Source organism: Streptomyces sp. NPDC053474, assembly GCF_044544845.1.
Lineage (GTDB): Bacteria > Actinomycetota > Actinomycetes > Streptomycetales > Streptomycetaceae > Streptomyces.
The window spans coordinates 35,740-60,564 of record NZ_JBITXV010000009.1; the positions used below are offsets into that span (position 1 = coordinate 35,740).

Genomic DNA, 24,825 nt, shown 5'->3' on the forward strand with positions numbered 1-24,825 from the left:
GGGGCCAGCGGCCCGGACGCGTACCGCCGGGAGCAGGAACCGGCCACGCACCCATTGACATGATCATGAAGCATGACGAGCCTGGCGTTCGCGCACAAACGTGCCGGACAACTGCAAGGGGGGCTCATGAGACGAAGAACCCGTGCGAGATCGATCCTCGCCGCCGGTGCCCTGCTCGTCGGCGGGGTGGCCGCCGCACCGCAGGCCCAGGCGAGCGGCCCGGCCGGGGCCTCGGCCGACGGCGACGCGGCGGCCGTGAAGGTCTACCGGGCCGAGGTCACCAAGAAGCAGATCCCCATCGTGCTCAAGGCGGGCCAGGACGCCCACGAACTCGCCGGGCAGGTGCCCGAACGCGGCACCGGACGCGTCGAGCTCTATCTGACCGAGGCCCAGGCGAAGTCGATCGAACGCCAGGGCGTCGACCTCGAAGAGCACACGATCTCCCAGGCCACCGAGAAGCGGCTCGCGGCCGCGGGCGACGGCGTCTACCGGCCCTACAGCGGCAAGGGCGGGCTCCAGGAGGAGATCGTCAAGACCGCGCAGGCCCACCCCGGCCTCACCAAGGTCGTCTCCATCGGCAAGACCCTCCAGGGCAAGGACATCCTCGCGCTCAAGCTCTCCAAGGGCGCGGCGAAGTCCAAGGACGGCTCCAAGCCGGCCACGCTGTACATGTCCAACCAGCACGCGCGCGAGTGGATCACCCCCGAGATGACCCGCCGCCTGATGCACCACTACCTCGACAACTACGGCAAGGACAAGCGCGTCACCAAGCTCGTGAACTCCACCGAGCTGTGGTTCGTGCTCTCCGCCAACCCCGACGGGTACGACTTCACGCACGCCGCCGACGGCGACCGCCAGTGGCGCAAGAACCTCCGCGACATCGACGGCGACGGCAGGATCGCGGCGGGCGACGGCGTCGACCTCAACCGCAACTTCGCCTACAAGTGGGGCTACGACAACGAGGGTTCGTCCCCGAACGCGTCCTCGGAGACCTACCGTGGCACCGGCCCGATGTCCGAGCCCGAGACGAAGGCGATCGACCGCTTCCAGAAGCGCATCGGCTTCACGTACGGGATCAACTACCACTCGGCGGCCGAACTGATCCTCTACGGGGTGGGCTGGCAGGTCGCCACCCCCACGCCCGACGACGTGCTCTACAAGGCCCTGGCCGGCACCCCCGAGAAGCCCGCGGTCCCCGGCTACCACCCGCAGGTCTCCTCCGAGCTGTACACCACCAACGGCGAGGCCGACGGGCACGCGGGAAACGTCAACGGCATCGCGATGTTCACGCCGGAGATGTCCACCTGCCAGACCGCCTCGAACATCGACCCCAATGACGCCTGGAAGCCCCAGGACTGCGCGTCCGTCTTCACCTTCCCCGACGACGAGAAGCTGATCCAGCAGGAGTTCGCGAAGAACGTGCCCTTCGCGCTCGCCGTCGCCGAGTCCGCGCTTCACCCCGACCGCCCGGTCTCCGTCACCGGGGCCGACGCCCCCGACTTCACCCCCGACTCCTTCACCACCTCCTACGCGCGCGGCGGTGACCAGGAAGTCGCCGTCACCGCCCGCAGGTCGGTGCGCGACAAGGAGCTGCGCTACCGCGTCAACGGCGGCCGCACGCGGACCGAGGACCTCGCGCGCTGGAAGGGCGGTGAGACCTACGGCGGCGAGGACAACCTGTACTTCGACCAGTACCGCGCCGAGATCGAGGGCGCGCGCGTGGGCGACGAGGTCGAGGTCTGGTTCAGCGGCCGCGCCAAGAAGGGCCGCACCGACAGCGGGCACTTCACCTACACCGTCGCCGAACGCCCCAAGGCGAACACCCTCGTCGTCGCCGAAGAGGGCGCGAGCGTCACGCAGACCCAGAAGTACGTCGACGCCGTGAAGGCCAGCGGCCGTACGGCGGCGGTCTGGGACGTCGCCAAGCAGGGCACCCCGCACCCGCTGGGCGTGCTGTCGCACTTCCGCGCGGTGGTGCACTACACCGGCGACCCGGTGCCCGGCGCGCCCACCCAGCTGGCCCTGCGCGCCTACCTCAACGAGGGCGGCAAGCTGATCGAGTCCGGCGAGCGGACGGGCGGCAACGTCGACCTCGGCGACGCGCTCACCGACGACTTCGCGCAGTACTACCTGGGCGCCTACGAACGCCTGCCCGCGGCCGGAGCCCAGCGCTTCACCGGCAGCGGCGCCCTCGCCGGAGCCGACGGGCCGGTCGCGGCCGCCGAGGGCAACCCGCTGGACAAGGCGGGCCGCTTCACCGTCACCTCCGACAACCTGCCCGCGCGACAGTTCCCGCAGTTCAAGAGCGCGGCAGCGGGTGCCTACCCCGGCCTGACCAACCCCTACGCCCCGTACGCGGGCCAGGGCATGGCCTCCGCGACCCACTCCGACCGGGACTACAAGCGCCTCACCCACACCATCGACCTCACCGGTGTCACGGCCGCCGACCAGCCGCAGCTGCGCCTCGCGCTGAACTGGAACCTGGAGAACGGCTTCGACCACGGCCTGCTGGAGGCACACACTCCGGGCGCCGACGACTGGACCACCCTGGCGGACCGCAACGGCGGCTCGTCCAGCGCCGTGCCCACCCAGTGCACGGCGGGCTTCTTCATCAACGCCCACCCGTTCCTGCGCCACTACCTCACCCGCGGCGCCACCAGCTGCACGGCCAGCGGCAGCAGCGGCAGCTGGAACAGCTTCACCGGCTCCTCCGGCGGCTGGAAGCAGACCGCCTTCGACCTGAGCGCCTACGCGGGCAAGAAGGTCGAGGTCTCCCTCAGCTCGGTCACCGACTCCTCCGACGGCGGCCGCGGCCTCTTCGCCGACAACGCCCAACTCGTCGTCGGCGGCACCGCGACCGAGACCGAGGGGTTCGAGACCTCGCTCGGCACCTGGGCCGTCGCCCCGGCCCCGCCCGGAAGCGCCAACATCACCGGCGACTGGGCCCGCACCGGCGAGCTCTACCGGCCCTACGCCGCGGTCACCGCACGCGACAGCGTCCTGCTCGGCTTCGGATTCGAGCACGTCACCGAGGCCACCGACAGGGCGGCCCTGATGCGCGCCGCCCTGAACCACCTGCGCGACTGACACCCGACGGCCGTACCCCGACTCCGGGCTCGTAGCCCTGACGGAGAGGCACTTCCAGGAAACGCGCAGCCCGCATGACGTCGGCCTCCGGGACCCGCAGTGGTCCCGGAGGCCGATCGCGTGTCCCGCCGCCGCATCGGCGAGACCGCCCGTGTCCTGGCGCGACCCGGCGTCCACGGATCACCTCGGTACTCCGGTGCGCTCCGGGACGAAATAGCGGGGGAGCCCGGTCGCTTACATACAACGATGACCACGGGGCGGATCGCGCTCCACCGCAGGGGAGGGGACGGGAGCCGATGAGCCTTCGTCAGTTCGAGTACGCCCTGGCCGTCGCCGAGGAGGGATCGGTGACGGCGGCGGCCGAGCTGCTGCGCGTCGCCCAGCCATCGGTGTCCCAGCAGATCCGCGGCCTGGAACGGGAACTGGGCGTGACCTTGTTCACCCGTACGCCGACCGGCCTGGTGCCCACCGTGGTCGGCCGGGCCTTCCTGCGGGAGGCGGAGGTCGCCGTGAGCGCGGTGCGGCGGGCGCGGGCGACCGCGCGGGCCGGTGCCGACGAACTGGTCGGCGAACTGGCGGTGGCGGCGCAGATGGGCCTGGGCACGCGGCAGTTGCCGGGTGCCCTGAGCGCGCTGCGGCTGCGCTTTCCGCGCCTTGAGGTCACCGTCTTCGAGGAGCCGAACCCGGCCGAGCTGGAGCGCCTCGCGCGCGGAGGGGTGCTGGACCTCGCCCTGATGGCCGGGCCGTGCGGAGAAGGCCTGTACGAAGGCCACCACCTCGGGGACGAGGAGTTCGTCGTGGTCCTTCCCGCCGGGCATCCGCAGCTCGCCGCGGACCGGGTCGCGCTGCGTGACCTGGAGCGGGAGCCGTGGGTGAGGTTCGACCAGAGCAGCGCGCTCGACGGCGTGCTGCGGGACGTGCTGCGCGACAACGAGCTGACCCCGACCACGGTCGCCCGCGTGTCCCAGACGGCGACGGCCGTGCGCTGGGCCGCCCACGGTCTCGGGGTGACGCTCGTCCCGGCCTCCGCGGTGCCCCACGGCCACGAGCACCTCGTCCGGCCGGTGTGCCCGGTCGTGTCGCTGCCCGTCGTCGCCGCGGTCCGGCCCGGCGCGGGCCCGGCGGAAACGGCCCTGCTCGACCTGCTGCGGCTGGAGACCTGGCACAGAGCCGCCTTCTTCGCGCCGGTGTCCTGACGACCGCGAAGGCACGGCCTCAGCGGAAGGTGAGGCCCGCGGCGGCGTAGCGGTCGAGGTCGTCCTGGGTGGTGGTGGGCGGCCAGCAGCGGGTCGTCGACCCGGAGTCGCCCCGCGTTGGCTCACGGACCGACCTGCTCTGCTCGGTCGCTTCCGTCCCGGCCTCTTACGGTACTGGACAGTCTAGTTCTAGCCCGGCTACTGTGGCGCTCACGCCGCGGGGAGTACTGAGCCGTCTAGTTCCAACAGGGGGAATCACGCCATGTCGCACACGATCGAAGCTCCCGTCGCCGCGGTCACCGTCACCGCCACGGTGACCGCTCGCACCCTCCTGGCCGGAGCCGTCGTGGCCGGTCCGCTGTTCCTGGGCGCGGGCCTGATTCAAGGGCTCACGCGGGACGGCTTCGACTTCACCCGCAACGCGCTCAGCCAGCTGAGCCTCGGCGGACCGGGCTGGATGCAGGTGGCCAGCTTCCTGCTGACGGGCGTGCTGCTGATGGCCGGTGCCGTCGGCATGCGCCGCGTGCTGCGCGGTGGGCCCGGCGGGGTGTGGGCGCCCCGCCTGACCGCTGTCTTCGGCGCGTCGTTCCTGCTCTCCGCGGTCTTCACCGCCGACCCCGGCGCCGGTTTCCCCGCGGGTGCCCCTGACGCCCGTGCCACGTCCATGAGCTGGCACGGCGCCCTGCACATGGTCAGCGGCGTGGTGGGCTACGTCGCCCTGTGCGCGGCCTTCCTCGTGCTGGCCCGCCACTTCGCCGCTCAAGGGCACCGGGGGTGGGCCGTGGGCAGCCGCCTCGTCGCTGTCGCTGTCCTCGTCGGCTTCGCGGGCTCCGCCGCCACCGTCCTGGCGTTCACCGCCGGGGCCGGTCTGGGGCTGCTGGGCCTTGCCGCGGTCACCGCCCGCCTGGCAAGGGCGCACACCCTCGCCAGCCACTGATAACTCCACTTCCTCACCCGCCAGAGACAGGACACCGCAATGGCCCAGACAGGCAATGGCCCGGCGAGCTACTTCCCCTCCATCGAGAAGAAGTACGGGCGCCCGATCGCGGACTGGGTGGACCTCATCCGCAGCTCGCCGCTGACCAAGCACATGGAGCTCGTCACCTGGCTCAAGACCGAACACGGACTGGGCCACGGACACGCGAACGCCCTCGTCGCCCACACGCGCGCCGAAGGCAGCGGCAAGTAGGCCGACGCCCCCCTGCCGAGAGGCCTTCGGGCCCCGCGGCGAGGGGGCGTTCGCGCTTCCCGCCCTTGGCCGAACGGCTGCCGCGCACTCCCTGCCGGGGTGCGGCACGGTCGATGAGAGGCGGTGGGTAGAGTACAGCCGACTTTGCTCACCATTTACTCTCATTGCTCTCACATGACCGAAATCGGCAGGAGTCGCAGCATGCCCCACCCCATACGCCCGGGTCGCACCGCGGTGCTGGCCGCCGCCTCGCTGTTCGCGATCCCCGCCCTCGCGGGCTGCGGCGGCGGGTCCGACGACGCGGGCAAGGGGGCGCGGACGTCCACCGTGACCCCGACCGCGGGGACCGGCGGGGGCGCGTCCGCGCTGCCCGCGGCCCTCACCGGCCAGCGCCTGTCCTGGAGCTCCTGCCCCGCGCCGTCCGCCGCCCAGGGCACCGCGGAGGCGCCCGGCAAGGGATGGCAGTGCGCCACCATGAAGGCGCCCCTCGACTACGCCGAGCCCAAGGGCGAGACCGTCGGCGTGGCCCTCGTCCGCAAGAAGGCCACCGACCCCGACCAGCGCGTCGGCTCCCTCGTCTACAACTTCGGCGGTCCCGGCGCCTCCGGCGTCGCCACGCTCCCGCAGGCGGCCGAGGACTACACCAAGCTCAACGCCGCCTACGACCTGGTCAGCTTCGACCCGCGCGGCGTCGGCAACACCACGCCCGTCACGTGCCTGGACGACAAGACCCTCGACACCGACCCGGGCAGCGGGGACGCGCTCAAGGACGCCAGGCGGATCACGCGGGCCTGCGAGAAGAACTCCGCCAAGGTGCTCCCGCACGTCGGCACCGCCACCACCGCGCGCGACATGGACCTGATGCGCCAGGTGCTCGGTGACAAGAAGCTGAACTACTTCGGCATCTCGTACGGCACCGAACTCGGCGGTGTCTACGCGCACCTGTTCCCCAAGAACGTCGGCCGCACCGTCTTCGACGCGGTCGTCGACCCGAGCCAGGACCCGGTGCAGGCGGGCCTCGCCCAGGCCGGGGCCTTCCAGAAGTCGCTGGAGTCCGCCATGGCCTACTGCGCCAAGGAGTACGCCGACAACTGCCCGACCGGTAAGGGCGCCGCCGAGGGCAACCGGCGCGTCAACGCCCTGCTGGCCAAGCTCGACAAGAAGCCCGCGCCCACCGAGAGCGGTCGCAAGCTCACCAAGGAACTCGCCCTGACCGGCATCGGCGCCACCCTGTACGCGGGTGAGGAGGGCTGGGAGGCCCTGACGCAGAGCCTGGGCGAGACGATGCGGGACGGCACCGGCAACAACCTGCTGATGCTCGCCGACTCCTACAACGGCCGTGACGACAAGGGCCGTTACAGCAACATGCACGCCGCCAACACCGCGATCACCTGCGCCGACACCCGCAGCCGCCACACCCGGGCCGACGTGGACGCCCAGCGCCCGGCCTTCGAGAAGGCCTCCCCGGTCTTCGGCCCGTCCATGGTGGAGGGCCTGCTCGGCTGCTCGCAGTGGCCGGTGCGCGGTGAGGCGGACAAGCCCGAGGTGGCCGCGCCCGGCGCCGACCCGATCGTGGTCGTCGGCAACACCGGCGACCCGGCCACACCGGTCGAGGGCGCCCGGCGCATGGCCCGGCAGTTGGGCAAGGGCGTCGGCGTCACGCTGACCGTCGACGGCGAGGGCCACGGCACCTACGGCGAGAACCGCTGCGCCACCAAGGCGATCGACACGTTCCTGCTCGACGGCAAGGCCCCGGCTGACGGCACCGTCTGCAAGTAGCCCCCGACGGGCACGTCCCACACCGCCGCCCGACAGCCCACCCCACACCCCCTCCCACCCGCGAGCCGCGTTCCGGGCGGGAGGGGGCCCAGGCCCTGCCCGGTCAGCAGCTCTGACACGTTCCTAACAACCGCGCGTTAGCCTGCGGACCCCATCGACGAGGATGTGAGAGGCAGGACCCCGCATGGCGGCGGAGATCCACAGCAGGAAGACCTTCGGCGGACGAGCCGGTGCGGCGACTCTGTGCGCGGGAGCCGCGGTGACCGTGCTCGGGGCGGTCGTCCCCCACCCGGCCACGGCCAGCGCGGCCTCTCCCGGCGCCGTGGGGTCCGGTTCGCCGTCGGTGGGCCGGGTGACGTACGACCTGGGAGACCAGGCATTCGTGCCCGCACCGCCGTACCGGGGGAAGAACGAGATCGCCGCGGTGGTCCACTATCCGAAGGGGCCGGGCGCCAAGGGCGTGGCCCCGGGCAGGCATCCGCTGATCGTCATGCAGCACGGCCTGTGGAACACCTGCGCCGACCGTGCCGCGCAGCATCGGATGGTGAAGGCCAAGAAGGCGCTGGCCGCGGCCGAGAAGGCCGGTGACAAGGCCGAGGCGGACAGGCAGCTGAAGATCATGGGCGAGATGGGCGACCGGTTGTCGGCGTGGCCGTGTCGGCCGGGCATCGCTCCGCTGCCGAGCAGTTCCGGCTACGACTATCTGGCCAAGGACCTGGCCCGGCAGGGCTTCGTGGTGGTCTCCATGGGTGCGAACGGGATCAACGCCACCAGCAGCGGTCAGGCCGATTCGGTGTACCAGGCACGCGCCGCCCTCATCAACAAGCACCTGGATCTGTGGCGGCAACTCGACGCGGGCAAGGGCCCTTTGAAGGGCAAGCTCAAGGACGCGAAGACCGGCCGGGCGAGCGCCGCCTCCTTCACCGAGCGCGTGGACCTCGGACGAGTCGGCACTCTCGGGCACTCCATGGGCGGCGGCGGAGTCATGCAGCACGCCTCCGACAAGCGGCACGGCGACTGGCCCGCCGGGGTGAAGGTGAAGGCGGCACTCGGCCTCGCCCCCACCGCCACCTGGGAGAACGAGCCCGTCACCCAGGTGCCGATGGCCGTACTGTGGGGAACCTGCGACCAGGTCAACACCGGTGAGTACGTCAAGTGGAACAAGGGCCGCAACAAGGCGCCGCTCCACGGCATCACCCTCACCGGCGGCAACCACAACTACTTCAACACCCAGTGGTCTCCCCGCAGCGGGCAGGTAGCCGGTGAGAACGACGCCGTTCCCGGCGGGCGGCCCGGCCGCTGCGTCGCCCAGGACGGCACCAACCAGCAGCACAAAGGGCTCGACGAGACCACCCAGCGCAGCATCGCCACGGGTTACACCAGTGCCTTCTTCCGCCGCTACCTGATGAACGACACCTCCACGCAGGCCCTCCTGACGGGCCGTAAGAAGCTGCCCCGGGTGCCGAACGTCGTGAAGGTCGAGTACGTGAAGCCGCACTGAAAGCGACCCGCGCCGCCGCGCGGCACGCGCCACCCGTGCTCGTGCGAGGTCACCAGAACTGTGCCAGGGGACCCACCTTGTACGCTGCCGTGTCGACGCTGATGTTGCCAGCGAAGGGGTGGTCGAGGGCGACAACGAGCAGCAGGCTGAATCCGATGAGGGCGGCGACCGAGCCGACGAACAGGAGCTGGACGCGGCGGCTGCTGATGCCGTAGAGGAACGTCAGGGGGATGAAGGCCAGCGCGCCGCCGTACACCAGGGTCTTCAGCAGCGTGGGCAGTTCCTGGTCGGCGATGGTCATGCGGGCGCGGCGCTGGGTGACCACCTCGTTGAGGTCGTCGGTCGCCTTGCGGTAGAAGGCCTTCTCCCGCTCCGTACGCGGCTCGTACGTCTGGAGCGAGGTGAACAGGTCCCGCATCTGCTGCTGGGCGACGGAGTAGCGGGGCTTGCCGGTTCGCATGAGGGGCCATTGCACGTCGACCACCTTGTGGGTGTAGGCGCCGACGGCCGCGTGGACGCGGTCGCGTTGGGCGGGTGGGAACACCTCGCTGTCCCAGGTGAGCTGGGCCAGGGACGACGCCTCGTTCTGCACCACCGCGTCGGCGTCCTGCACCTGGGTCCACAGCGTCACGACGACGAACGCGAGGATGATGCCGTAGATGGCGCCGTACATGCCGAGGACGACGCCGACCATGTCGTTGTGCTCCCCGCCCGCCAGCTGCGGGTGCAGCCGGTGCGTCAGGGCGCTGCCCGCCAGCGCCAGGACGACGACGCCGCCGACGATCACAGCGGCGATCGCGGTGGTGGACAGATGGTTCAACAGCCACAGTTCCACAGGCCCCCCGCGGAGTCTCAAGCCGCGTCAGTGACGCAACAAGTGAGCAAGCACGCTCATTTCAAGCACGTTCATTTCAAGCACGCTCATTGGTCGTGCGTCATCGCTGCGACGGATATGCCTGGGAGCCGCATGCACCACTCAGAAGAGGGAAGCGGGGGCTGTGGCACGGCCGGTTTGTCGGCGGGGTGTCTACGAGCGGGCGGCGGTACGCAGGGACGCGTCCAGCACGCTCATCAGCTCTGCGACCCGGCTCTTGCCGGTCGGGGCGAGTGGGTACCGGTGGAGGACGTCGATCAGGACCGGTGTCGCGCGCTGCCGTGTCCGCTCCAGGAGATCGAGGGCCGCGTCGGGATCGTCGGGCGCGGTCAGCTCGGCGACGCGCGCCGCGCACGCGGCGGCACGCAGGATATGGCCCACCTGGGTGGCCTGCGCGAGCGGATGCAGGTACGCGGCGGCCGCCGCGTCACCGGCCGCGCGGGCGGCCAGACGAGCGGCCTCGTCGGCCGCCTCCTTCGCCGCGCGGTGCGCCGCCAGAGAGGTGACGCGCTGGACCTTGGTCCTCCGGGCGCCGTGCGCGAACTCCCACGCGGCAGCGACAGCCGCGCGGGGGCGCGGGTCACCGGGGTGCGCGTCCTCGTACACGGACAGCACCTCCTGCGCGCTCTCCGCCGCGAAACGCGCCACGACCCGCAGCTCGTCCATGGTCAACTCGAAGTCACCGGCCACGCTCGTCACGACGGGGATCCTGCCACGGACGGCCGGTCCCTCGGGCGGTGTGCGCTGCCCCGGCCGTACGCGACCCGGGCGGGGGGAGCTCTCGGATGAGCATGGTGAAGCAATACACTGCGTCTTGCTTCACCCCACTCGATCCGGAGGCCGAAGGCGTGCTGCCGTCCGTCGCCCTGACGACACCCCGGGCCCTGGTCGGCGCGTTCCTCACCCGGCCCGAGGCCGCCGCCGTGCTCAGGCTGTCGCCGAACACCGTCGGCAAGCTCCTGGCCAGCGGGTTCCTGCCCGACCTCGCCGCCGCCCGGGTCCACGCCCTGGCCCGCGCCCCGCAGATCGGCGTCACCCGGGGGGAGCTGCCGGTGCTGCGTACGGGGCCCGCCGGGCCGCCGCCGCACGCGGACGACGACCGGGAGTTCATCGGGGACGCCCCGCACCTGACGGACGAACAGTTCCTGGAGGCCTCCCGTCAGTGGTGGCGGTGCGAACCGGACAAGGTCACCGCCGCCGGAGTCCTGGCCGTGGCGGTCGCGGGCTGGGTCACCGGGGTCCTGGCCATCCGCGGCCGCGGCGGCACCCGGCACGGAGGGCGGGAGGTGCGGCACTCGTTCGACGCGAGCGTCGCCGGGCGGGTCACGGCGCTCGACGACCCCGACGGCTTCCGCGTCCTGACCGAGGACCCCGCCCTGGCCGCACTCACGCGTACGCTGCTGGGCGCCCGGGTCCAGGAGGCGAGGTCGGGCGGCCCGATCGCCTACCTCAAGTCGCCCCCGCGCCCCCGCGACGAGACGGCTTCCCCGCACCCCCACGGAGAGATGGCATGAGCGACTTCGACGCGATCGACGCGCTGCTGGCCTCGGCGGCCGAGCCCGCTCCGCTGCCGCCCGCCGAGCGACGCCGCGCGCTGCGCGAGGCGCTGGGCCTGTCCCGGGCACAGGTGGCCCGCGCGCTCGCGGTGAGCCCGTCCACGGTCGGCGGCTGGGAGGCGGGCCGCGACCCGAGCGGCGAGGTCCGCGGCAGGTACGCGTACTTCCTGGGCCAGGCAGAGGAGAAGGTCCAGGCCCGGCTGAGCGCCGCCGGGCCTGATGAGCGGCGCGCCGAGCCGGTCGGGCCGCCCGCCGAAAGCATGGAGCCGACCGCCGGAGCCGCCCAGTCACCCGCCGAAGCCGCCCAGCCATCCGCCGCAGGCGCCCAGTCACCCGCCGAAGCCGCCGAGCCGGTGGGGCCGCTCGCCGAAAGCCCGGGGCCGACCGCCGAAGCCGCCGAGGCCACCCCTTCCCCGACGGCCACGAGCCCCGCCGCCCCGGCCCGACAGGACGGACTCCCCGAGCCCCAGCCCTGCGTCCTGTGCGGTCGGCCCGCCCGCGACCAGGTCGAGGGCTACCCGCAGCACCTGGACGCCGCCGAGTGCGCGGCCTCCGCTCCCCAGGGCGAGGCCGACACGGCCACGGCCTCGGCGCGGCCTGCGCACACCGCGCCCTCGGGGCCCTCAGCGGCCGAGCCGGACAGCGCGCCCGCCACGGCCACCCGCACCGTCCGCAGCCCGGGCCGGGGCGTGAAGGTCGTCCCCGTCGGCCGCCGCGCCCGGACCGCCGCGGCCGCCTCCCCGGACCTGATCGGCACGGCCGTGGCCGAGACCCTCGCGCAGCACCACGGCGACGTCGAGGCGGCCACCGCGGCCCTGGTCAAGCGCGCCATCCCGGACGCGATGGCACTCCTCGACCACACCCGTACCGGCGGCCGCTACGACATCGTCGCCCACCCCTGGATGCCCGACATCCTGCGCAGGCAGAGCGCGCGCGGCGCCGACCGGATCTGGGAGGCGCGCCCCAAGTGGACCCGCCCCGAACTCCCCGCCGGGCAGCACGAGGTGACCGCCCTCGACATCAACGGCGCGTACCTGTCCGCGCTCAAGACCCATCTGCCGATCGGCCAGCTGGAACACTCCACGGGCACCCCCCACGACCGGCGCCGGGCCGGAGTCCACCTGATCACCCCGCCCGCCTGGGACCACGACCACGTGCTCCCCAACCCGCTCGGCAGCCGCGACGAGCCGGGCCCCCTGTGGGTGACCGAGCCGACCCTGCGCCTGCTGCTGCGCCTGTCCGGACCGAAGTACGGCCTGTGCGACCCGCCCGAGATCCACGAGTCGTTCACCTCCGGTGCCACGGAAGGGCTCCTGGAGAAGTTCCGCGTCGCTCTGAAGGACGCCCGGGACCGGGCGATCGCCGAGGACGACGAGGTGACCCTGGAGTACGTCAAGGCCATGTACTCCAAGTTCGTCTCGACGCTGGGGGAGTCGAACTACAACCGCGAGCTGTACCGCTCCGACTGGATGCACCTCATCCGCTCCCAGGCCTTCGCCAACCTCTGGATGAAGACCTACAAGGCCTACGACGAGGGCCTGATGGTGGTCCGCGCGATGGGCACCGACGAACTCCACGTGATCGGCGACTGGCGCGCCGTCTTCGAGGAGGGCCGCGGCGTGACCCAGGTGAAGGTCAAGGACACCTACACCCTCGGTGAGGACGCGGCCGTGGCCGCGCCCTGACCGTCGTCCGGCGAGGCGGACCCGCACCCGCCGCGGCGGACCACCCGCAGGCGGCGGGCTGCCCCGCCATCCGGGACACCCGGAGCATCCGGGCGTCCCGGACTACCCGGGCGTCCCGGAACCGCCGGGGTCCTGTCCGGGCGCCTTGGCGTCGTCCGACTCGGACGCCCTGGCCGCCTCCTTCTCGGCCCGCTCCTTCTCCGCGAGGGCCTTCTTGGCCTCTTCGTCCTGCCGGGGCTTGTCCCTGCCGCGTTCGTGCTCGCCCATGACCAGTCCTTTCGTACGGGAATGCGTACGGGAAGACGACGGCGCACGGTCGCGCCGTCCCTGCCATGTGCCCACATCCGGCCCGACCAGGCCAGCGCAGAGGGCCGTCCGGCCGGTGGACCGCGCCGAGCGGCAGGCGCGCTGCGAGGCGCGGACTCAGCTCTCCGTGTCCGAAAACCCCTGTGCGAGGTCGCGATGCCTGGCCGCGGCGAGCCTGCCCTGGGCAGGGGTGATCGTGGATCCGAGCATGAGGCTCAGGCGTTCGACCTCCTCCGCGAGACGCAGGTGTTCGCGGCGCGCGTGCGCACGGCAGGCGAGGCAGGTCACACGGTCCGGACGGGCCGAGGCCATCGCGTACGGCACCCGCAGCCCGCACCCCGTGGTGACGACGCTCGGCAGCTCACTGACCAGCCCGAACGTGGATGCCATCATGGTGCGGGCGGCGGCGTCGCCGCGGCCCACCCGCGCCTCGACGTGGACGTGCGGATCGCTGTCGCTCATGAATCCTCCCTGCCTCGGCGACGGTACAGCCCCAGCGTGCTCCCGTTGTACGGGAACCCGGGGCGGCGCCCCGATCTTTGTGGCTTCTGCCAGTACGGCGGCCCGTCGGAATCCGTAGAGACTGCCCATCAGAAATCGCCACGGCGTGTCCCCGGGGACGGGGGTCGTGGCCACGGGCATGTCGAAGCGCAGGGGAGTGCAGTGCGATGAGCGTGCAGCAGTACGACGAGATCGGTGAGGCGTTCGAGGGCTTCAAGGCCCTGCCGCTGGCGCGGTACGGGGAGACGCCGAGCTTCCTGGGCATGGTCGGTGACGTGCGCGGCAAGTCGGTCCTGGACCTGGCCTCCGGCACCGGCTTCTACAGCAGGGAGCTCAAGCGGCGCGGCGCCACGGAGGTGTTCGGCGTCGACATCTCCGGCGAAATGGTCGCCGTGGCCCGGGCGTTCGAGGAGCGCGATCCGCTGGGCGTGCGCTACGAGGTGGGTGATGTGGCCGAACTGCGGCCGCTGGGGCGGCACTTCGACATAGCCCTTGGAGTGCAGCTGCTCAACTACGCCGAAGACATCGCTGCCATGGAGCGGATGGGCCGCAACGTACACCGGAGCCTCAAGCCCGGCGGCGAGTTCTTCGTGTTCGCGCAGAACCCCGACTACCGCTTCGACGGGCCGTCGTTGGCCAAGTACGGCTTCCTCTGCGAGGCGACCGGCGAGGAGATCGAGACCGGGCCGCGCGTCCGGGTCACGGCGCTCCTCGACCCGCCGATCTCGTTCGTCGGCGCCTGCCCGCGCCGCGAGGTCTACGAACAGTGCCTGCGGGCGGCCGGATTCAGCGAGGTGACCTGGGTGCCGGTGACGGTGTCGGAGGCGGGTGTACGCGAGTTCGGGGCCGACTTCTGGGCGGACTGCCTCGCCAACCCGCCCCTGGAGATGCTGCGCTGCCGCGCCTGACGTGCCCGGCTCGCCGTCGGCCAACGCGTGATCGCGATGACCTCTCCTGAACCAGCGCCGGACCGCTCGGCCCGTCGGATCCGAGGGCGCTCGGGGTTCAGAAGCATCCCAGTGGGCACTCAGTGACACGACCGAGACGGCAAACAAATCCGCATAGTTCTCACTTAGTCACCATCTGTGAACGTTCTGGTGGTGAGCGGTGGAGAACCGGCGGATGGTGGGATAAGGCGCCCTCTCGTGGACACCGACCGACGGGAGATGCCGATGAGCGCAGAGACGCACCCGCAGCCGCTTGCCCCTACGCGCGGGCAGCCGATGCCCCCCACGCGTACGTCGTCGGGGACCGCCCGGCTGGCTCGCCTCTTCACGCTCCCCGGCGTCTACGCGCCGCAGTACGACACCGACCTCCTGACCCGTTCCCTGCGCCGTGAGGGCATCGACGAGGACACCGAGGTCCTGGACCTGGGCAGCGGCTCGGGGGCGCTCTCCGTCGCGGCGGCCGCGCTGGGCGCCCGGGTGACCGCCGTCGACATCTCACGGCGGGCCGTCCTGGCCACCCGCCTGAACGCCTTGCGCAACGGGCTGCGCGTCACCGCGCGCCGCGGCGACCTGGCCGAGGAGTTCCCCGACGCCTGCTGTGACCTCCTGGTCAGCAACCCGCCGTACGTCCCCAGCCCGTCCCCCGGCCTTCCCCGGCGGGGCGCGGCGCGCGCCTGGGAGGCGGGAACCGAAGGCAGGGCGGTGGTGAACCGCGTCTGCGACGCGGCGCCCTGCGTACTGCATCCCGGCGGCGCCCTGCTGATGGTGCACTCTGGGCTGTGCGGCGTCACGGCGTCCCTCGACCGGCTCGCCCGCCTCGGCATGGAGGCCGCGGTCATCGACCGGGAGTATGTTCCGTTCGGACCCGTCCTGCGGTCCCGCCGCGCCTGGCTGCGCCGGGCGGGACTGCTCGGCGACTCCGAGACCAGGGAGGAGCTGGTGGTCATCCGTGCCGAACTCCGCTGAACACCCCCGCCGCGTCACCGTCGACCGCGAGGGCCCCCTCCTGGTGGAAGGGCCGGTGGAAGTGGTCGGCGATGACGGCACCGGCCGCGTCTCGGACCGTTTCCAGGTCGCGATCTGCACCTGCCGCCGCAGCCGTACGTCCCCCTGGTGCGACACGAGCCATCGCCGCCGGACCCGACCGGACACGGAACGGGCCTCCGCCCCCGCGACCGAGGACGCCGAAGCAGGAGCCGCCGTCATGCCCTCCGCCCGCACCGAGCCGCCGCGCGACCCTACGTCCGTGGCGCCCGCCCGCTCCCGAAGCGCCACGGAGGTCCCGGAGTCCCGTGGGCGCAGCCCGGAGCTCCCGGCAGCCCGGGGCGAGGTGTCCGACGGCGTCATCGCGGCCCTGCGCGAGGGCGGCACCCCCGCGCCCCACGAAGCGGCGCGGCACGCCGACCCCTACGGGGACGATCTGCAACTCGCCCTCTACGTCCTGTACGAACTCCACTACCAGGGCTTCGCCGGAGTGGACGACGAGCGGGAGTGGGACCCGGACCTGCTGTCCCTGCGGCGCAGGCTCGAACAGCGCTTCGTCCGGGCCCTGCGGGCCGACGCCACCCGGCCCGGCGACGCGGCGCAGGCCCTCGACGCGCTGCTGACCGAGCCCGCCGGACACGACGGGACGAGCGTCAGCCACCACCTCCAGCGTGACGGAGAGCTGTGGCAACTGCGGGAGTACGCCGCCCTGCGGTCCCTCTACCACCTCAAGGAAGCAGACCCGCACGCCTGGGTCATCCCTCGGCTGCACGGCCGCGCCAAGGCCGCGATGGTGGCCGTGGAGTTCGACGAGTTCGGCGCGGGCCGGCCCGAGGGCATCCACGCGCGGCTCTTCGCCGACCTCATGACCGACCTCGGCCTCGACACCTCCTACGGGCACTACCTCGACGCGGCGCCCGCCGAAGCCCTCGCCGTCGTCAACCTCATGTCCCTGTTCGGGCTCCACCGGGCCCTGCGCGGCGCACTGGTCGGGCACTTCGCCGCGGTGGAGGTCACCTCGCCGCCCGGCTCCCGGCGGCTGGCCGCCGCCCTGCGGCGCGTCGGCGCGGGCCCCGCGGCCGAGCGGTTCTACGACGAACACGTGGAGGCCGACGCCGTGCACGAGCAGGTGGTGCGCCGCGACGTCGTCGGAGGCCTGCTCGCCGCCGAGCCGGAGCTCGACGCCGACATCGCCTTCGGCGTCCACACCACCGACTTCGTCGAGGCCCGCCTGGCCGCCCACCTCCTGGCCGCCTGGCGCGAGGGGCACAGCGCATTGCGCGTCCCCCTCCCGTGTGTGACGCCTGCCCCCCTGTAGGTTCCGCTCTACCGCCCGCCGGGCTTCTCACGCATCTCAGGTAGCCGTGCCGACGGCGACCTCGATCTCGATGCGGTGCGATCAAACAGGCACGTTCAGTGATCGAGAAGAAGAGATCAAGGCGGAGAGATCGAGGGAAGCGGCCGAGGCGATGGCCTTCGAGGGATGACTTCGAGGCGCTGACTTCGAGCTGAGGAGAGCGGCGTGACGAGAACGACCGAATGGGAGATCGCCGCATCGAGGCTGCCGGTCGTACTTCCCGGTCGTACTTCATTGACACGGGAGAGCCGTGTTCTGTTCAGGTCCCGGACGACCTTGGTCGATCCGCGTATCCTCCTCGCCGGAAGGCGGCGAATGTCGGCTAGCGGACGCCTGAGCGATTCCGCCGGACCGGCTTGTCCTGAAGATTGAGAAGCGTCTCGGTGCCACATCATCAGGATTACCGCTAGCGGACTCCGCATTCCTCTGAGATGATCCCCAAATGGATTGGGGGGTAGAGAAGTTGTATGCGGACGAACACGCCCCACGGCAGCGAGCGAAACTCGGACAAGCGCGCTGACCGGTCGGCGTGAGCGTCAGCGGATAGCGGCCACGACAAGCCCGGTGGCCGGTAGGCCGCCCCTCATCGGCGCACCCCTTTACGAAAGGCACAACCATGGCACAGCGCGTTGAAATCAAGCTGATTGACGACCTGGACGGCAAGACGGCCGACGAGACCGTGACGTTCGGCCTGGACGGCAAGGTGTACGAGATCGACCTCAGCACCAAGAACGCCGACAAGCTGCGCGGCCTCCTCGAACCGTACCTGAAAGGCGGCCGCAAGACCGGCGGCGGCCGCGGCGTGAAGCAGCCCGCGGCCAAGGGCAAGAGCGCCGCCGGACAGGACACCGCCAAGATGCGCGCCTGGGCGAAGGAGAACGGCTTCGAGGTCAACGACCGCGGCCGCGTCCCGGCGAACATCCGCGAGGCCTATGAGAAGGCCGCCGCCTGATATCGGCCGCTCGGAAACAAGGCAAACGGTGCGGCCGCCGCGCCCGGGGGAGTCGCAGCCCGGCTCACCCCGACCGGCGGTCGCCGACGGCCGGGTCCCCTTGCACGGGAAACGCGGCCAGGCCATCCCGCGCGGAGAAGCGGAGCTTGACGCCCCGCCAGGAGCCACGACAGCCGCCCCCGGCGCCCCTCACGAGAAGGCCGCCCAAGACCGTGCTTGCCCTGGAGCGCACTTGATTTCGTAAGGTCGCCGAGGTCCGAGAAGGCGGTCCCCTAGGAGAGCGGCATGCGCTGCCACGTCCTGGGCAGAACCGGCATAGAAGTCAGTGCGTACTGCCTGGGCACCATGATGTCCGGCTTCGTCGGAAACGCCGAGTACGGAGACTGCGCCCGCATCGTCCACGCCGCCCTCGACGAGGGAATCAACTTCGTCGACACGGCCGACATTACTCGGCGGGCGAATCCGAGACGGTCGTCGGCAAGGCCCTCAAGGGGCGGCGCCACGACGTGGTCCTCGTGACCAAGGTCCACTTCCCGCTGGCCTCGGGCTTCCTGACCGGGTGCTACCGCAAGGGCCGGGCACTCGACCTGAGCGGCGGCCGCCCCACCCTGAACCGGGACCGCTCTCGCGCTGGCCCTCGGTCACCGGCCGGGACACGAGCGAGTCCAGCGTCACGACGGGGCCGCCGGTCTCGTCCGCCGCCGTGAGGCGGGAGGTCGTATCGGTTGGATGACCGATGTGCGAGGGAGAGCGGCGCGGCCATAGTCCTCGGGAGATCGTTCGCGGGCGCCCGCAGCGCGCCCGCCACCCGAAAGGACCCTCTGTGGACACGTATGCGGACCTGGTGTTTCTCGACGGCCAGGTGGTCACGGTCGATGCGGAGTTCTCCATCGCCTCGGCCCTGGCCGTGACCGGTGGGGTCATCAGCGCCGTCGGCGAGCGGGACGACGTCGCCCCGCTCATCGGACCCGACACCCGCGTCGTCGACCTGCGCGGGGCGACGCTGCTCCCCGGAATCAACGATTCCCATCTGCACGGATGCGCCTTCGGTATGTCGACGCCGCCGCTCTCCGTCGAACTCGGCCACCCCGCCGTGTCCTCCCTCACGGACGTCGCCGACGCGGTACGGGGAGCCGTCGGGCGCACCCCCGCCGGACAGTGGATCACCGGGCACGGCTGGGACCCGGGCTACCTCGACGAATGCGTCGCCGACCCGTCGCGGACGCCCTCGCGGCACGACCTGGACGCCGTGAGCCCCGACCACCCCGTCGTCCTGTACTCCTTCTCCGGCCACGCCACTTGGGTCAACTCCAAGGCCCTGGACCTCATCGGGATCGACCGGCACACCGTCGCCCCGCCCGGCGGAGCCATCGTCACCGACGCCGCGGGGGAGCCGACCGGACTGCTCCACGAGGGCGCCCAGGCCCTGATCCAGAACGCGCTGCCGCCGCTCAGCCGCCAGGAGCGGACCGAAGCGATCCGGTCCGCCCTCGCCGCCCTCGCCCGGCTCGGCATCACCAGCTACACCGAGCCCGGGCTCGGCCCCGGCGGCGACGGCATCATGCGCGGCGCCCTCGGTGCCCAGACCCTGGAGGTCTACCGGCAGCTCCTGGCCGACGGCGAACTGACCGCCCGCGTCGGCGTCCTGCTCCTGCCCACCGGAATGGCCAGCACCGCCGAGGAGTTCGCCCGCACCCTCACCGCCATCGGCGCGCAGGGCGACGCCGACCCGCGCCGCCTCGCGATCCACGGCGTCAAGGTCTTCGCCGACGGCGTCGTCCCCAACAAGACGTCCTGGATGCACGAGCCGTACGTCGGCGGGGGCTGCGGCTCCCTGTGCGTCGGCGGCGCCAGCGACACCGAGCGGACCGCCGAGATCGACGCCATCATCCGCCACGCCCACGTCGCCGGGCACCAGCTGGGCATCCACGTCACCGGCGACCGGGCCTGCGACACCGTCGCGGACGCCTTCGCCGCGGCCATGGCCGAACACCCGAGGACCGACGCCCGCCACTACATCATCCACGGCGACTTCCTCACCGCGCACAGCATGAAGGTCCTCGCCGCGCACGACTTCGGCGTCAACATGAACCCCACCATCAAGTGGACCGTCGCCGACATGGAGGAGGACTTCGTCGGCGCCGAGCGCGCCGCGTACGCGTGGCCCTACCGCGACGCCATCGACGCGGGCGTGCGCGTCGCGAGCGGGTCCGACGCCCCCGTCACGCACCCGGACTGGCGCCAGGGCGTCGCCACGATGGTGCTGCGCGAGTCGAAGGCCGCGGGCCGGGTCAGCGGCCCCGAGCAGCGCATCGGCCTGGCCGAGGCCATTCGTACGTACACGATCAACGCGGCCTGGCAGGACTTCGCCGACGACTGGAAGGGCTCCCTGGAGCCCGGCAAGGCCGCCGACCTGTGCGTGCTCGACGGGGACCTGCTCGCCGCGGATCCGCATGACATCCCCACGATGCCGGTCGTCCTCACCGTCGTGGACGGGCAGGTCGTGCACGACACCCTGCGCGTTTGACGTATTCCAGACACATGATCATCCTTGGGGGATGGCAGCGCGGCGGAGCACGGCGGACATCCTGGACGCGGCCGTCCACGTCCGCGAGGCCGCCAGGAGCGCCTCGACCGGCGCGAGCGGTCTCGATCCGGTCCTGACCGCGCTGTCCGAGGTGATGGAGTACGACCACGCCTCGCTGACCCGGTGGGATCCGCTCCACCGGCGCCACACCACCCTCGCCGGGAGCTACCCGGACGACGCCACGGCCTACATCGAGAACCGCCTCCACCGCGACCCGGTGTTCCCCGTGCTCCGCAGCCCGGAGCGGGGCGGCCTCTGGCTCAGGGACGTCCCCGGGCAGCTCCTGGCGGCATCCCCCGGCTTCCAGGACGTGCTGTCCCCCCTCGGCATCGAGGACGGCGTGGCCCAGTGCCTGTTCGCCGCCGACGGCCGGTACGTCGGCATGCTGAACGTCAGCACCCGCCGACCGCGGCGCGCGCCCGACCCGGCGCGCGCCGTGGTCACGCTGCTCACCGAGTCCCTCGCCGCGGCCGTCGCTCCGCAAGTGGAGCCGCAGGCCGCCGCGGCCGCCGGGCGGCCGGGCGGACTCTCGCCCCGCGAGCTCCAGGTCCTCGCCGAGCTGACCACGGGCCGCACCAACCGCGAGATCGCCGAGCGCCTTTACGTCACGCCGCGCACCGTGGGCACCCACATCGAGCACATCCTTGCCAAGCTGGACCTGCCCAACCGCGCGGCGGCCGCGGCGCGCGCGGTGGCCTGGGGCATCGAAGCCTCCGACTGACGCGAGGGCCCGGCCTCGGCTGTGGAGCGTCCCCCAGGCCCACGCGCCCCCGGTCAGGGAGCCGGGACGGGACCGCCGGGCCGGAAGCGCTCGACCCCGACGATGTGCCGGACCTTGGTGGGCCGCACGATCACCGCGACCCGTTCCTCACCGGGCATGAGCCACTCGAAGCGTTCGCTGCCCAGGTACTTGCGGGCCAGCCGGTCCATCATCGCGTGCGCCTCCTCGCCTTCGACGAAGCGGTCCACCACGCCGCTGATCTGTACGCGGTCGAAGGGGTCGGCGGCGTCCGCGTGGGAGAGGTAGACGCGCGGGTCGCGGCGCAGGTTCTCCTCCTTCACCCTGCCCACCGACGTGTTGAACATCAGCTCGTTGTCTCCCTCCAGGTCCACCCACATCGGGCTGACCTGCGGTGCTCCGTCGGCGAACACCGTGCCGACGTACCAGATGTGAGCGGCTCGGAGCCGCGCGCGTACGGAGTCATTGAACGTTGCAGTCATCAGGGGAGGCTACCAACCATGATCATCGGGTGACCGCGGCGGTGCGGGCCGCTCCAGGTGCCAGACCACGTTGATCCCGCTGCCGGAGGGGGCCGTGGGCAACGGCGCCTGCTCGCGGCGGACCTCGGTGAAGCCCAACCGGCGCGGTATCGCGGCACTTGAGGTGTTGGCGGAATCGTGAATGATCTCCAGATACGCCACGTCCGGCAGGGCGAACATCTCGGTGACCACGGCCGCCGCCGCCCGCGTGGCGAGGCCACGGCCGGTGGCGGCCGGGTGCAGCCAGTACCCCATGAGCCGACCCCGGGGCTCGGGGCCCCGGTAGGACTGGCACATGCCGACGAGCGTGTCGCCTTCGGCGATGGCGTAGTTGTACACGTCTCCGCTCGCCCACTTCGACTCGGCCCTCGCGAGGAAGTTCCGGGTGTGCTCCGCGCTGTGCGCCTCGACCCATGGTTCCCAGGGCCGCAGATGCTCCACGGACTCCTCGATCAACGTGAACGCCCGCTCGAAGTCGCGCTGCCCCCGCCAGCGTCGCAGGACGAAGTCTCCGCACTCGATGAGCTGCCTCGGTCGCTCCATGGCGGCCATGATCGTTCGTGGCGCGGCTCCGTGCAATGGCGGGTCGGCAGGCCTCATGTGCCCGCCGCGTCCCGGAACGCGTTCATGGCCACTTCCGTCCCGTAGTTCTTGACCGCCCATCGCCGCGCGCTATGGTCCGGACCAACAGTGGAAGGAGTTGTCATGTTCGCGAAAAAGAGCCTGGCCGCCGCCCTCGTCCTGGGCCTCGCACCGCTGATCGCCGTGAGCCTCCCGGCCGCTCCTGCCCAGGCGCACGGCTGGGTGACCTCGCCCGCCAGCCGGCAGGACCAGTGCTTCAGCGGGAGCGTGGAGTGCGGCCCCATCAAATGGGAGCCCGACGCGGTCGAAGGGCCCAAAGGCCTCAAGAGTTGCAGCGGCGGCAATGCCCAGTTCGCCGACCTGGACGACGACAGAAAGGGCTGGGCCGTCCACGGCATCACCAACTCGACCACGTTCACCTGGCAGTTGACCGCGCAACACTCCACCACTACGTGGCAGTACTTCGTGGGCGCCCGGAAAGTCGCCGAGTTCGACCAGGGCGGCGCGCAACCGCCCCAGTTTGTCCGCCATACCGTTAATTTCGGCGGCATCCGCGGCCCGCAGAAGGTCCTGGCGGTCTGGAACATCGCCGACACGGAGAATGCGTTCTACGCCTGCATCGACGTGAACATCCGCGGCTAGGCGGCTTCCCCGGACCGCGGCGGGCGTCGGCTGTCGCATCCGTGCCCATGGTTGCCCATTCCACGGGAGTACGGCACAAAAGCCCGCCGCAACGCTTCTGCCCCCTGATGCAACCGGCGCATCCGTACCGTGGAGGGCACGCGACACATTGACCTCCTGGGCTGCACCGTGTTCGCTCGCCTACGGTGCGCGGGGCCAGGGACGAACTCCGCAGCGACGGATATCCGGGTGTCCGGGGTATCCGGCGCGGCCCTCGTCAGTCGACGCGTGCCCGGACAGTACACGGAGACCGCCGTCCACACAGGAGGAACCGGATGCCCGTCCATCAGCGCGTGACGGCTGTCGGCGCCGCGCTCGCCGCCCTCTGCGCCATGGCCGTCCTTTCGCCGGGTGCCTCCGCCGCCCCCGCCGCCGTGCCGCACACCGAGCGCCTCAGCGTCGGTCCGACGGGCGGGCAGGGCAACGCGGCGTCCAGCGGGCCCACCATCAGTGCCGACGGCCGCTACGTCGCCTTCGTGTCGGCGTCCCGCAACCTGGTCGCGCACGACACCAACGGCACCCCCGACGCCTTCGTCCGCGACCTGCGCACCGGGACGACGGAACGCGTCAGCGTCCAGAGCAACGGAAAGGCCAGCCACGGCGTCGTACGGGAAGCCTCCCTCAGCCCCGACGGACGGTACGTGGTCTTCACCTCCACCGCCGACGACCTCGTCCGCGGCGACCCCAACGACCTCGACGACGTCTTCCTGCACGACCGTCGCACCGGCAGAACCGAACGGATCAGCCCCACCGGCGCCTCCTACGACGGGCTGCGCGCACCTCTGACGTACGACCCGGCGGTCAGCGGCGACGGCCGGTACGTCGCGTACGCCTCGGGCGCCGAGGATCTCGTCGCGGGGGACGCCAACAAGCGGGATGACGTCTTCCTCTACGACCGCAAGAAGAAGACCACCGAACTGGCGCAGCTCGGCAACGACGGCAAGCACGGCGAGGGCGACGCGTTCGGGCCCGCGTTCGCGGGTGACCTGGGCGGCCGCTACGTCGCCTTCACCTCGAACGCCTCCGGCCTGACCGACGCAGAGGACCACCTCTCCGCGACGGACGTCTTCCTGCGCGATCGCCAGAAGCACACCACGGAACTGATCTCCGTACCGCACGGCTACAACCGCAAGACCCCGTCCTGGGGTGCCGCCCTCAGCGGCGACGCCCGCTCGGTGGCGTTCACCTCGACCTCCAGCGTGCTCCGCCCCGAGGGACCGGCCCCGAAGAGTCGGCACAACGTCTTCCTCTACGACCGCGAGGCCCAGCGCATGCGCCTGGTCAGCGCCGCCGCGGACGGCACACCGGCCGACGGCGACAGCGATGACGTCTCCCTGAGCCGCACCGGCCGCTACGCGGTGTTCACCTCCGCCGCAACCAACCTCGACCCCGGCAACGACGGCGACAGCAGCAGGGACGTCTTCCTGAAGGACATGCGGACCGGCGAGGTGACCCTCGTCAGCGTCGAGACCGACCTCGCCTCCGAGGACACCGAGCCGGGCCCGCGCACCGGGGTCACCGAGGACGGCAGCGCGGCGGTGTTCGACTCCCCGGCCGGAAACCTCGTCCCCGACGACACCAACAGCGCGCCCGACGTGTTCCTGCGCCGTCTGCGCTGAACGCGCGTTCCCCTGGCCGGAGTACGGGTTCGTCGTACTCGTGGGTCCCGAGGGGCGCCTGTTTCCCGGGCATCCCCCTTATGGGTACGAATCCTCAGGCCAGGGCCGTATGTGACGGTCAGATAGCTACTCTTTTCGGTGCCTCGGCCCGCGAGCCGGTCCGAGGCAAGCGCCATTCGGTC

At 71.7% G+C, this 24,825-nt stretch carries 22 protein-coding genes and 2 pseudogenes; 18 read left to right on the forward strand and 6 right to left on the reverse strand.

Annotated features, from left to right (window positions below; translation table 11 throughout):
* Positions 1 to 126 precede the first annotated feature (126 nt).
* The 6 genes from ACIG3E_RS21975 to ACIG3E_RS22000 all read left to right on the forward strand — a co-directional run bounded on the left by ACIG3E_RS21975 (position 127) and on the right by ACIG3E_RS22000 (position 8,752).
* Positions 127 to 3,087, forward strand: coding sequence for a M14 family zinc carboxypeptidase (locus ACIG3E_RS21975; protein WP_399618965.1), 2,961 nt, complete (start codon positions 127 to 129; stop codon positions 3,085 to 3,087).
* 296 nt (positions 3,088 to 3,383) lie between these two features.
* Complete coding sequence (locus ACIG3E_RS21980; protein ID WP_399618967.1) at positions 3,384 to 4,283, forward strand: LysR family transcriptional regulator; 900 nt, start codon at positions 3,384 to 3,386, stop codon at positions 4,281 to 4,283.
* A 262-nt stretch (positions 4,284 to 4,545) separates the two neighbouring features.
* Positions 4,546 to 5,220: a DUF998 domain-containing protein gene (locus ACIG3E_RS21985; protein WP_399618970.1), complete on the forward strand. Its 675-nt coding sequence runs from the start codon at positions 4,546 to 4,548 to the stop codon at positions 5,218 to 5,220.
* 39 nt (positions 5,221 to 5,259) lie between these two features.
* Complete coding sequence (locus ACIG3E_RS21990; protein WP_399618973.1) at positions 5,260 to 5,472, forward strand: DUF4287 domain-containing protein; 213 nt, start codon at positions 5,260 to 5,262, stop codon at positions 5,470 to 5,472.
* 201 nt (positions 5,473 to 5,673) lie between these two features.
* Positions 5,674 to 7,251 (forward strand): alpha/beta hydrolase, encoded by a 1,578-nt coding sequence (locus ACIG3E_RS21995; protein ID WP_399618975.1) that lies wholly within the window; start codon positions 5,674 to 5,676, stop codon positions 7,249 to 7,251.
* Between the two features lie 184 nt (positions 7,252 to 7,435).
* A complete protein-coding gene (locus ACIG3E_RS22000) occupies positions 7,436 to 8,752 on the forward strand; it encodes an alpha/beta hydrolase family protein (RefSeq protein WP_399618977.1) in 1,317 nt (438 codons plus the stop codon).
* A 49-nt stretch (positions 8,753 to 8,801) separates the two neighbouring features.
* Here the strand turns inward: ACIG3E_RS22000 and ACIG3E_RS22005 are convergent, their stop codons facing one another.
* On the reverse strand, positions 8,802 to 9,572 hold the full coding sequence (locus tag ACIG3E_RS22005; protein WP_399618980.1) for a hypothetical protein: 771 nt from the start codon (positions 9,570 to 9,572) through the stop codon (positions 8,802 to 8,804).
* A gap of 207 nt (positions 9,573 to 9,779) precedes the next feature.
* Positions 9,780 to 10,325 (reverse strand): putative immunity protein, encoded by a 546-nt coding sequence (locus ACIG3E_RS22010; protein ID WP_399618983.1) that lies wholly within the window; start codon positions 10,323 to 10,325, stop codon positions 9,780 to 9,782.
* 149 nt (positions 10,326 to 10,474) lie between these two features.
* Between ACIG3E_RS22010 and ACIG3E_RS22015 the strand changes: the two genes are divergently transcribed.
* Both ACIG3E_RS22015 and ACIG3E_RS22020 read left to right on the forward strand, forming a co-directional pair.
* Complete coding sequence (locus tag ACIG3E_RS22015) at positions 10,475 to 11,140, forward strand: DNA-binding protein (protein WP_399618986.1); 666 nt, start codon at positions 10,475 to 10,477, stop codon at positions 11,138 to 11,140.
* A complete protein-coding gene (locus tag ACIG3E_RS22020) occupies positions 11,137 to 12,867 on the forward strand; it encodes a helix-turn-helix domain-containing protein (RefSeq protein WP_399618989.1) in 1,731 nt (576 codons plus the stop codon). The genes ACIG3E_RS22015 and ACIG3E_RS22020 overlap by 4 nt, the downstream gene beginning before the upstream one ends.
* A gap of 102 nt (positions 12,868 to 12,969) precedes the next feature.
* Here the strand turns inward: ACIG3E_RS22020 and ACIG3E_RS22025 are convergent, their stop codons facing one another.
* Together ACIG3E_RS22025 and ACIG3E_RS22030 are read right to left on the reverse strand one after the other, a co-directional pair.
* Positions 12,970 to 13,134, reverse strand: coding sequence for a hypothetical protein (locus ACIG3E_RS22025; RefSeq protein WP_399618992.1), 165 nt, complete (start codon positions 13,132 to 13,134; stop codon positions 12,970 to 12,972).
* A gap of 156 nt (positions 13,135 to 13,290) precedes the next feature.
* A complete protein-coding gene (locus ACIG3E_RS22030; protein WP_399618995.1) occupies positions 13,291 to 13,635 on the reverse strand; it encodes a hypothetical protein in 345 nt (114 codons plus the stop codon).
* A 206-nt stretch (positions 13,636 to 13,841) separates the two neighbouring features.
* Between ACIG3E_RS22030 and ACIG3E_RS22035 the strand changes: the two genes are divergently transcribed.
* The 8 genes and pseudogenes from ACIG3E_RS22035 (at position 13,842) to ACIG3E_RS22070 (ending at position 21,222) form a co-directional block, all read left to right on the forward strand.
* A complete protein-coding gene (locus ACIG3E_RS22035) occupies positions 13,842 to 14,582 on the forward strand; it encodes a class I SAM-dependent methyltransferase (RefSeq protein WP_399618998.1) in 741 nt (246 codons plus the stop codon).
* A 315-nt stretch (positions 14,583 to 14,897) separates the two neighbouring features.
* Positions 14,898 to 15,587: a methyltransferase gene (locus ACIG3E_RS22040; protein ID WP_399619832.1), complete on the forward strand. Its 690-nt coding sequence runs from the start codon at positions 14,898 to 14,900 to the stop codon at positions 15,585 to 15,587.
* Positions 15,472 to 15,741: pseudogene (locus ACIG3E_RS22045) on the forward strand (CDGSH iron-sulfur domain-containing protein); the annotation flags it as partial. The gene ACIG3E_RS22040 and the pseudogene ACIG3E_RS22045, both read left to right, overlap by 116 nt.
* Positions 15,742 to 15,825: 84 nt before the next feature.
* Positions 15,826 to 16,923, forward strand: a complete 1,098-nt coding sequence (locus tag ACIG3E_RS22050) for an iron-containing redox enzyme family protein (protein WP_399619834.1) — start codon at positions 15,826 to 15,828, stop codon at positions 16,921 to 16,923.
* A 655-nt stretch (positions 16,924 to 17,578) separates the two neighbouring features.
* Positions 17,579 to 17,914, forward strand: coding sequence for an Lsr2 family protein (locus tag ACIG3E_RS22055; RefSeq protein ID WP_399619001.1), 336 nt, complete (start codon positions 17,579 to 17,581; stop codon positions 17,912 to 17,914).
* Positions 17,915 to 18,199: 285 nt separating this feature from the next.
* Positions 18,200 to 18,462, forward strand: a pseudogene (locus tag ACIG3E_RS22060) (aldo/keto reductase); the annotation flags it as partial.
* 275 nt (positions 18,463 to 18,737) lie between these two features.
* Positions 18,738 to 20,441, forward strand: a complete 1,704-nt coding sequence (locus ACIG3E_RS22065; protein ID WP_399619004.1) for an amidohydrolase — start codon at positions 18,738 to 18,740, stop codon at positions 20,439 to 20,441.
* Positions 20,442 to 20,472: 31 nt separating this feature from the next.
* Complete coding sequence (locus tag ACIG3E_RS22070; protein WP_399619006.1) at positions 20,473 to 21,222, forward strand: LuxR C-terminal-related transcriptional regulator; 750 nt, start codon at positions 20,473 to 20,475, stop codon at positions 21,220 to 21,222.
* Between the two features lie 53 nt (positions 21,223 to 21,275).
* Here ACIG3E_RS22070 and ACIG3E_RS22075 read toward each other — a convergent pair whose 3' ends face one another.
* Positions 21,276 to 21,722, reverse strand: a complete 447-nt coding sequence (locus tag ACIG3E_RS22075; protein ID WP_242714175.1) for a PPOX class F420-dependent oxidoreductase — start codon at positions 21,720 to 21,722, stop codon at positions 21,276 to 21,278.
* A 9-nt stretch (positions 21,723 to 21,731) separates the two neighbouring features.
* On the reverse strand, positions 21,732 to 22,304 hold the full coding sequence (locus ACIG3E_RS22080) for a GNAT family N-acetyltransferase (protein ID WP_399619010.1): 573 nt from the start codon (positions 22,302 to 22,304) through the stop codon (positions 21,732 to 21,734).
* 162 nt (positions 22,305 to 22,466) lie between these two features.
* On the opposite strand from ACIG3E_RS22080, the gene ACIG3E_RS22085 reads away from it, so the two are divergent.
* Together ACIG3E_RS22085 and ACIG3E_RS22090 are read left to right on the forward strand one after the other, a co-directional pair.
* Positions 22,467 to 22,985, forward strand: coding sequence for a lytic polysaccharide monooxygenase auxiliary activity family 9 protein (locus ACIG3E_RS22085; RefSeq protein ID WP_399619013.1), 519 nt, complete (start codon positions 22,467 to 22,469; stop codon positions 22,983 to 22,985).
* Between the two features lie 314 nt (positions 22,986 to 23,299).
* A complete protein-coding gene (locus ACIG3E_RS22090; RefSeq protein ID WP_399619016.1) occupies positions 23,300 to 24,643 on the forward strand; it encodes a hypothetical protein in 1,344 nt (447 codons plus the stop codon).
* The last annotated feature ends 182 nt before the right edge of the window (positions 24,644 to 24,825 follow it).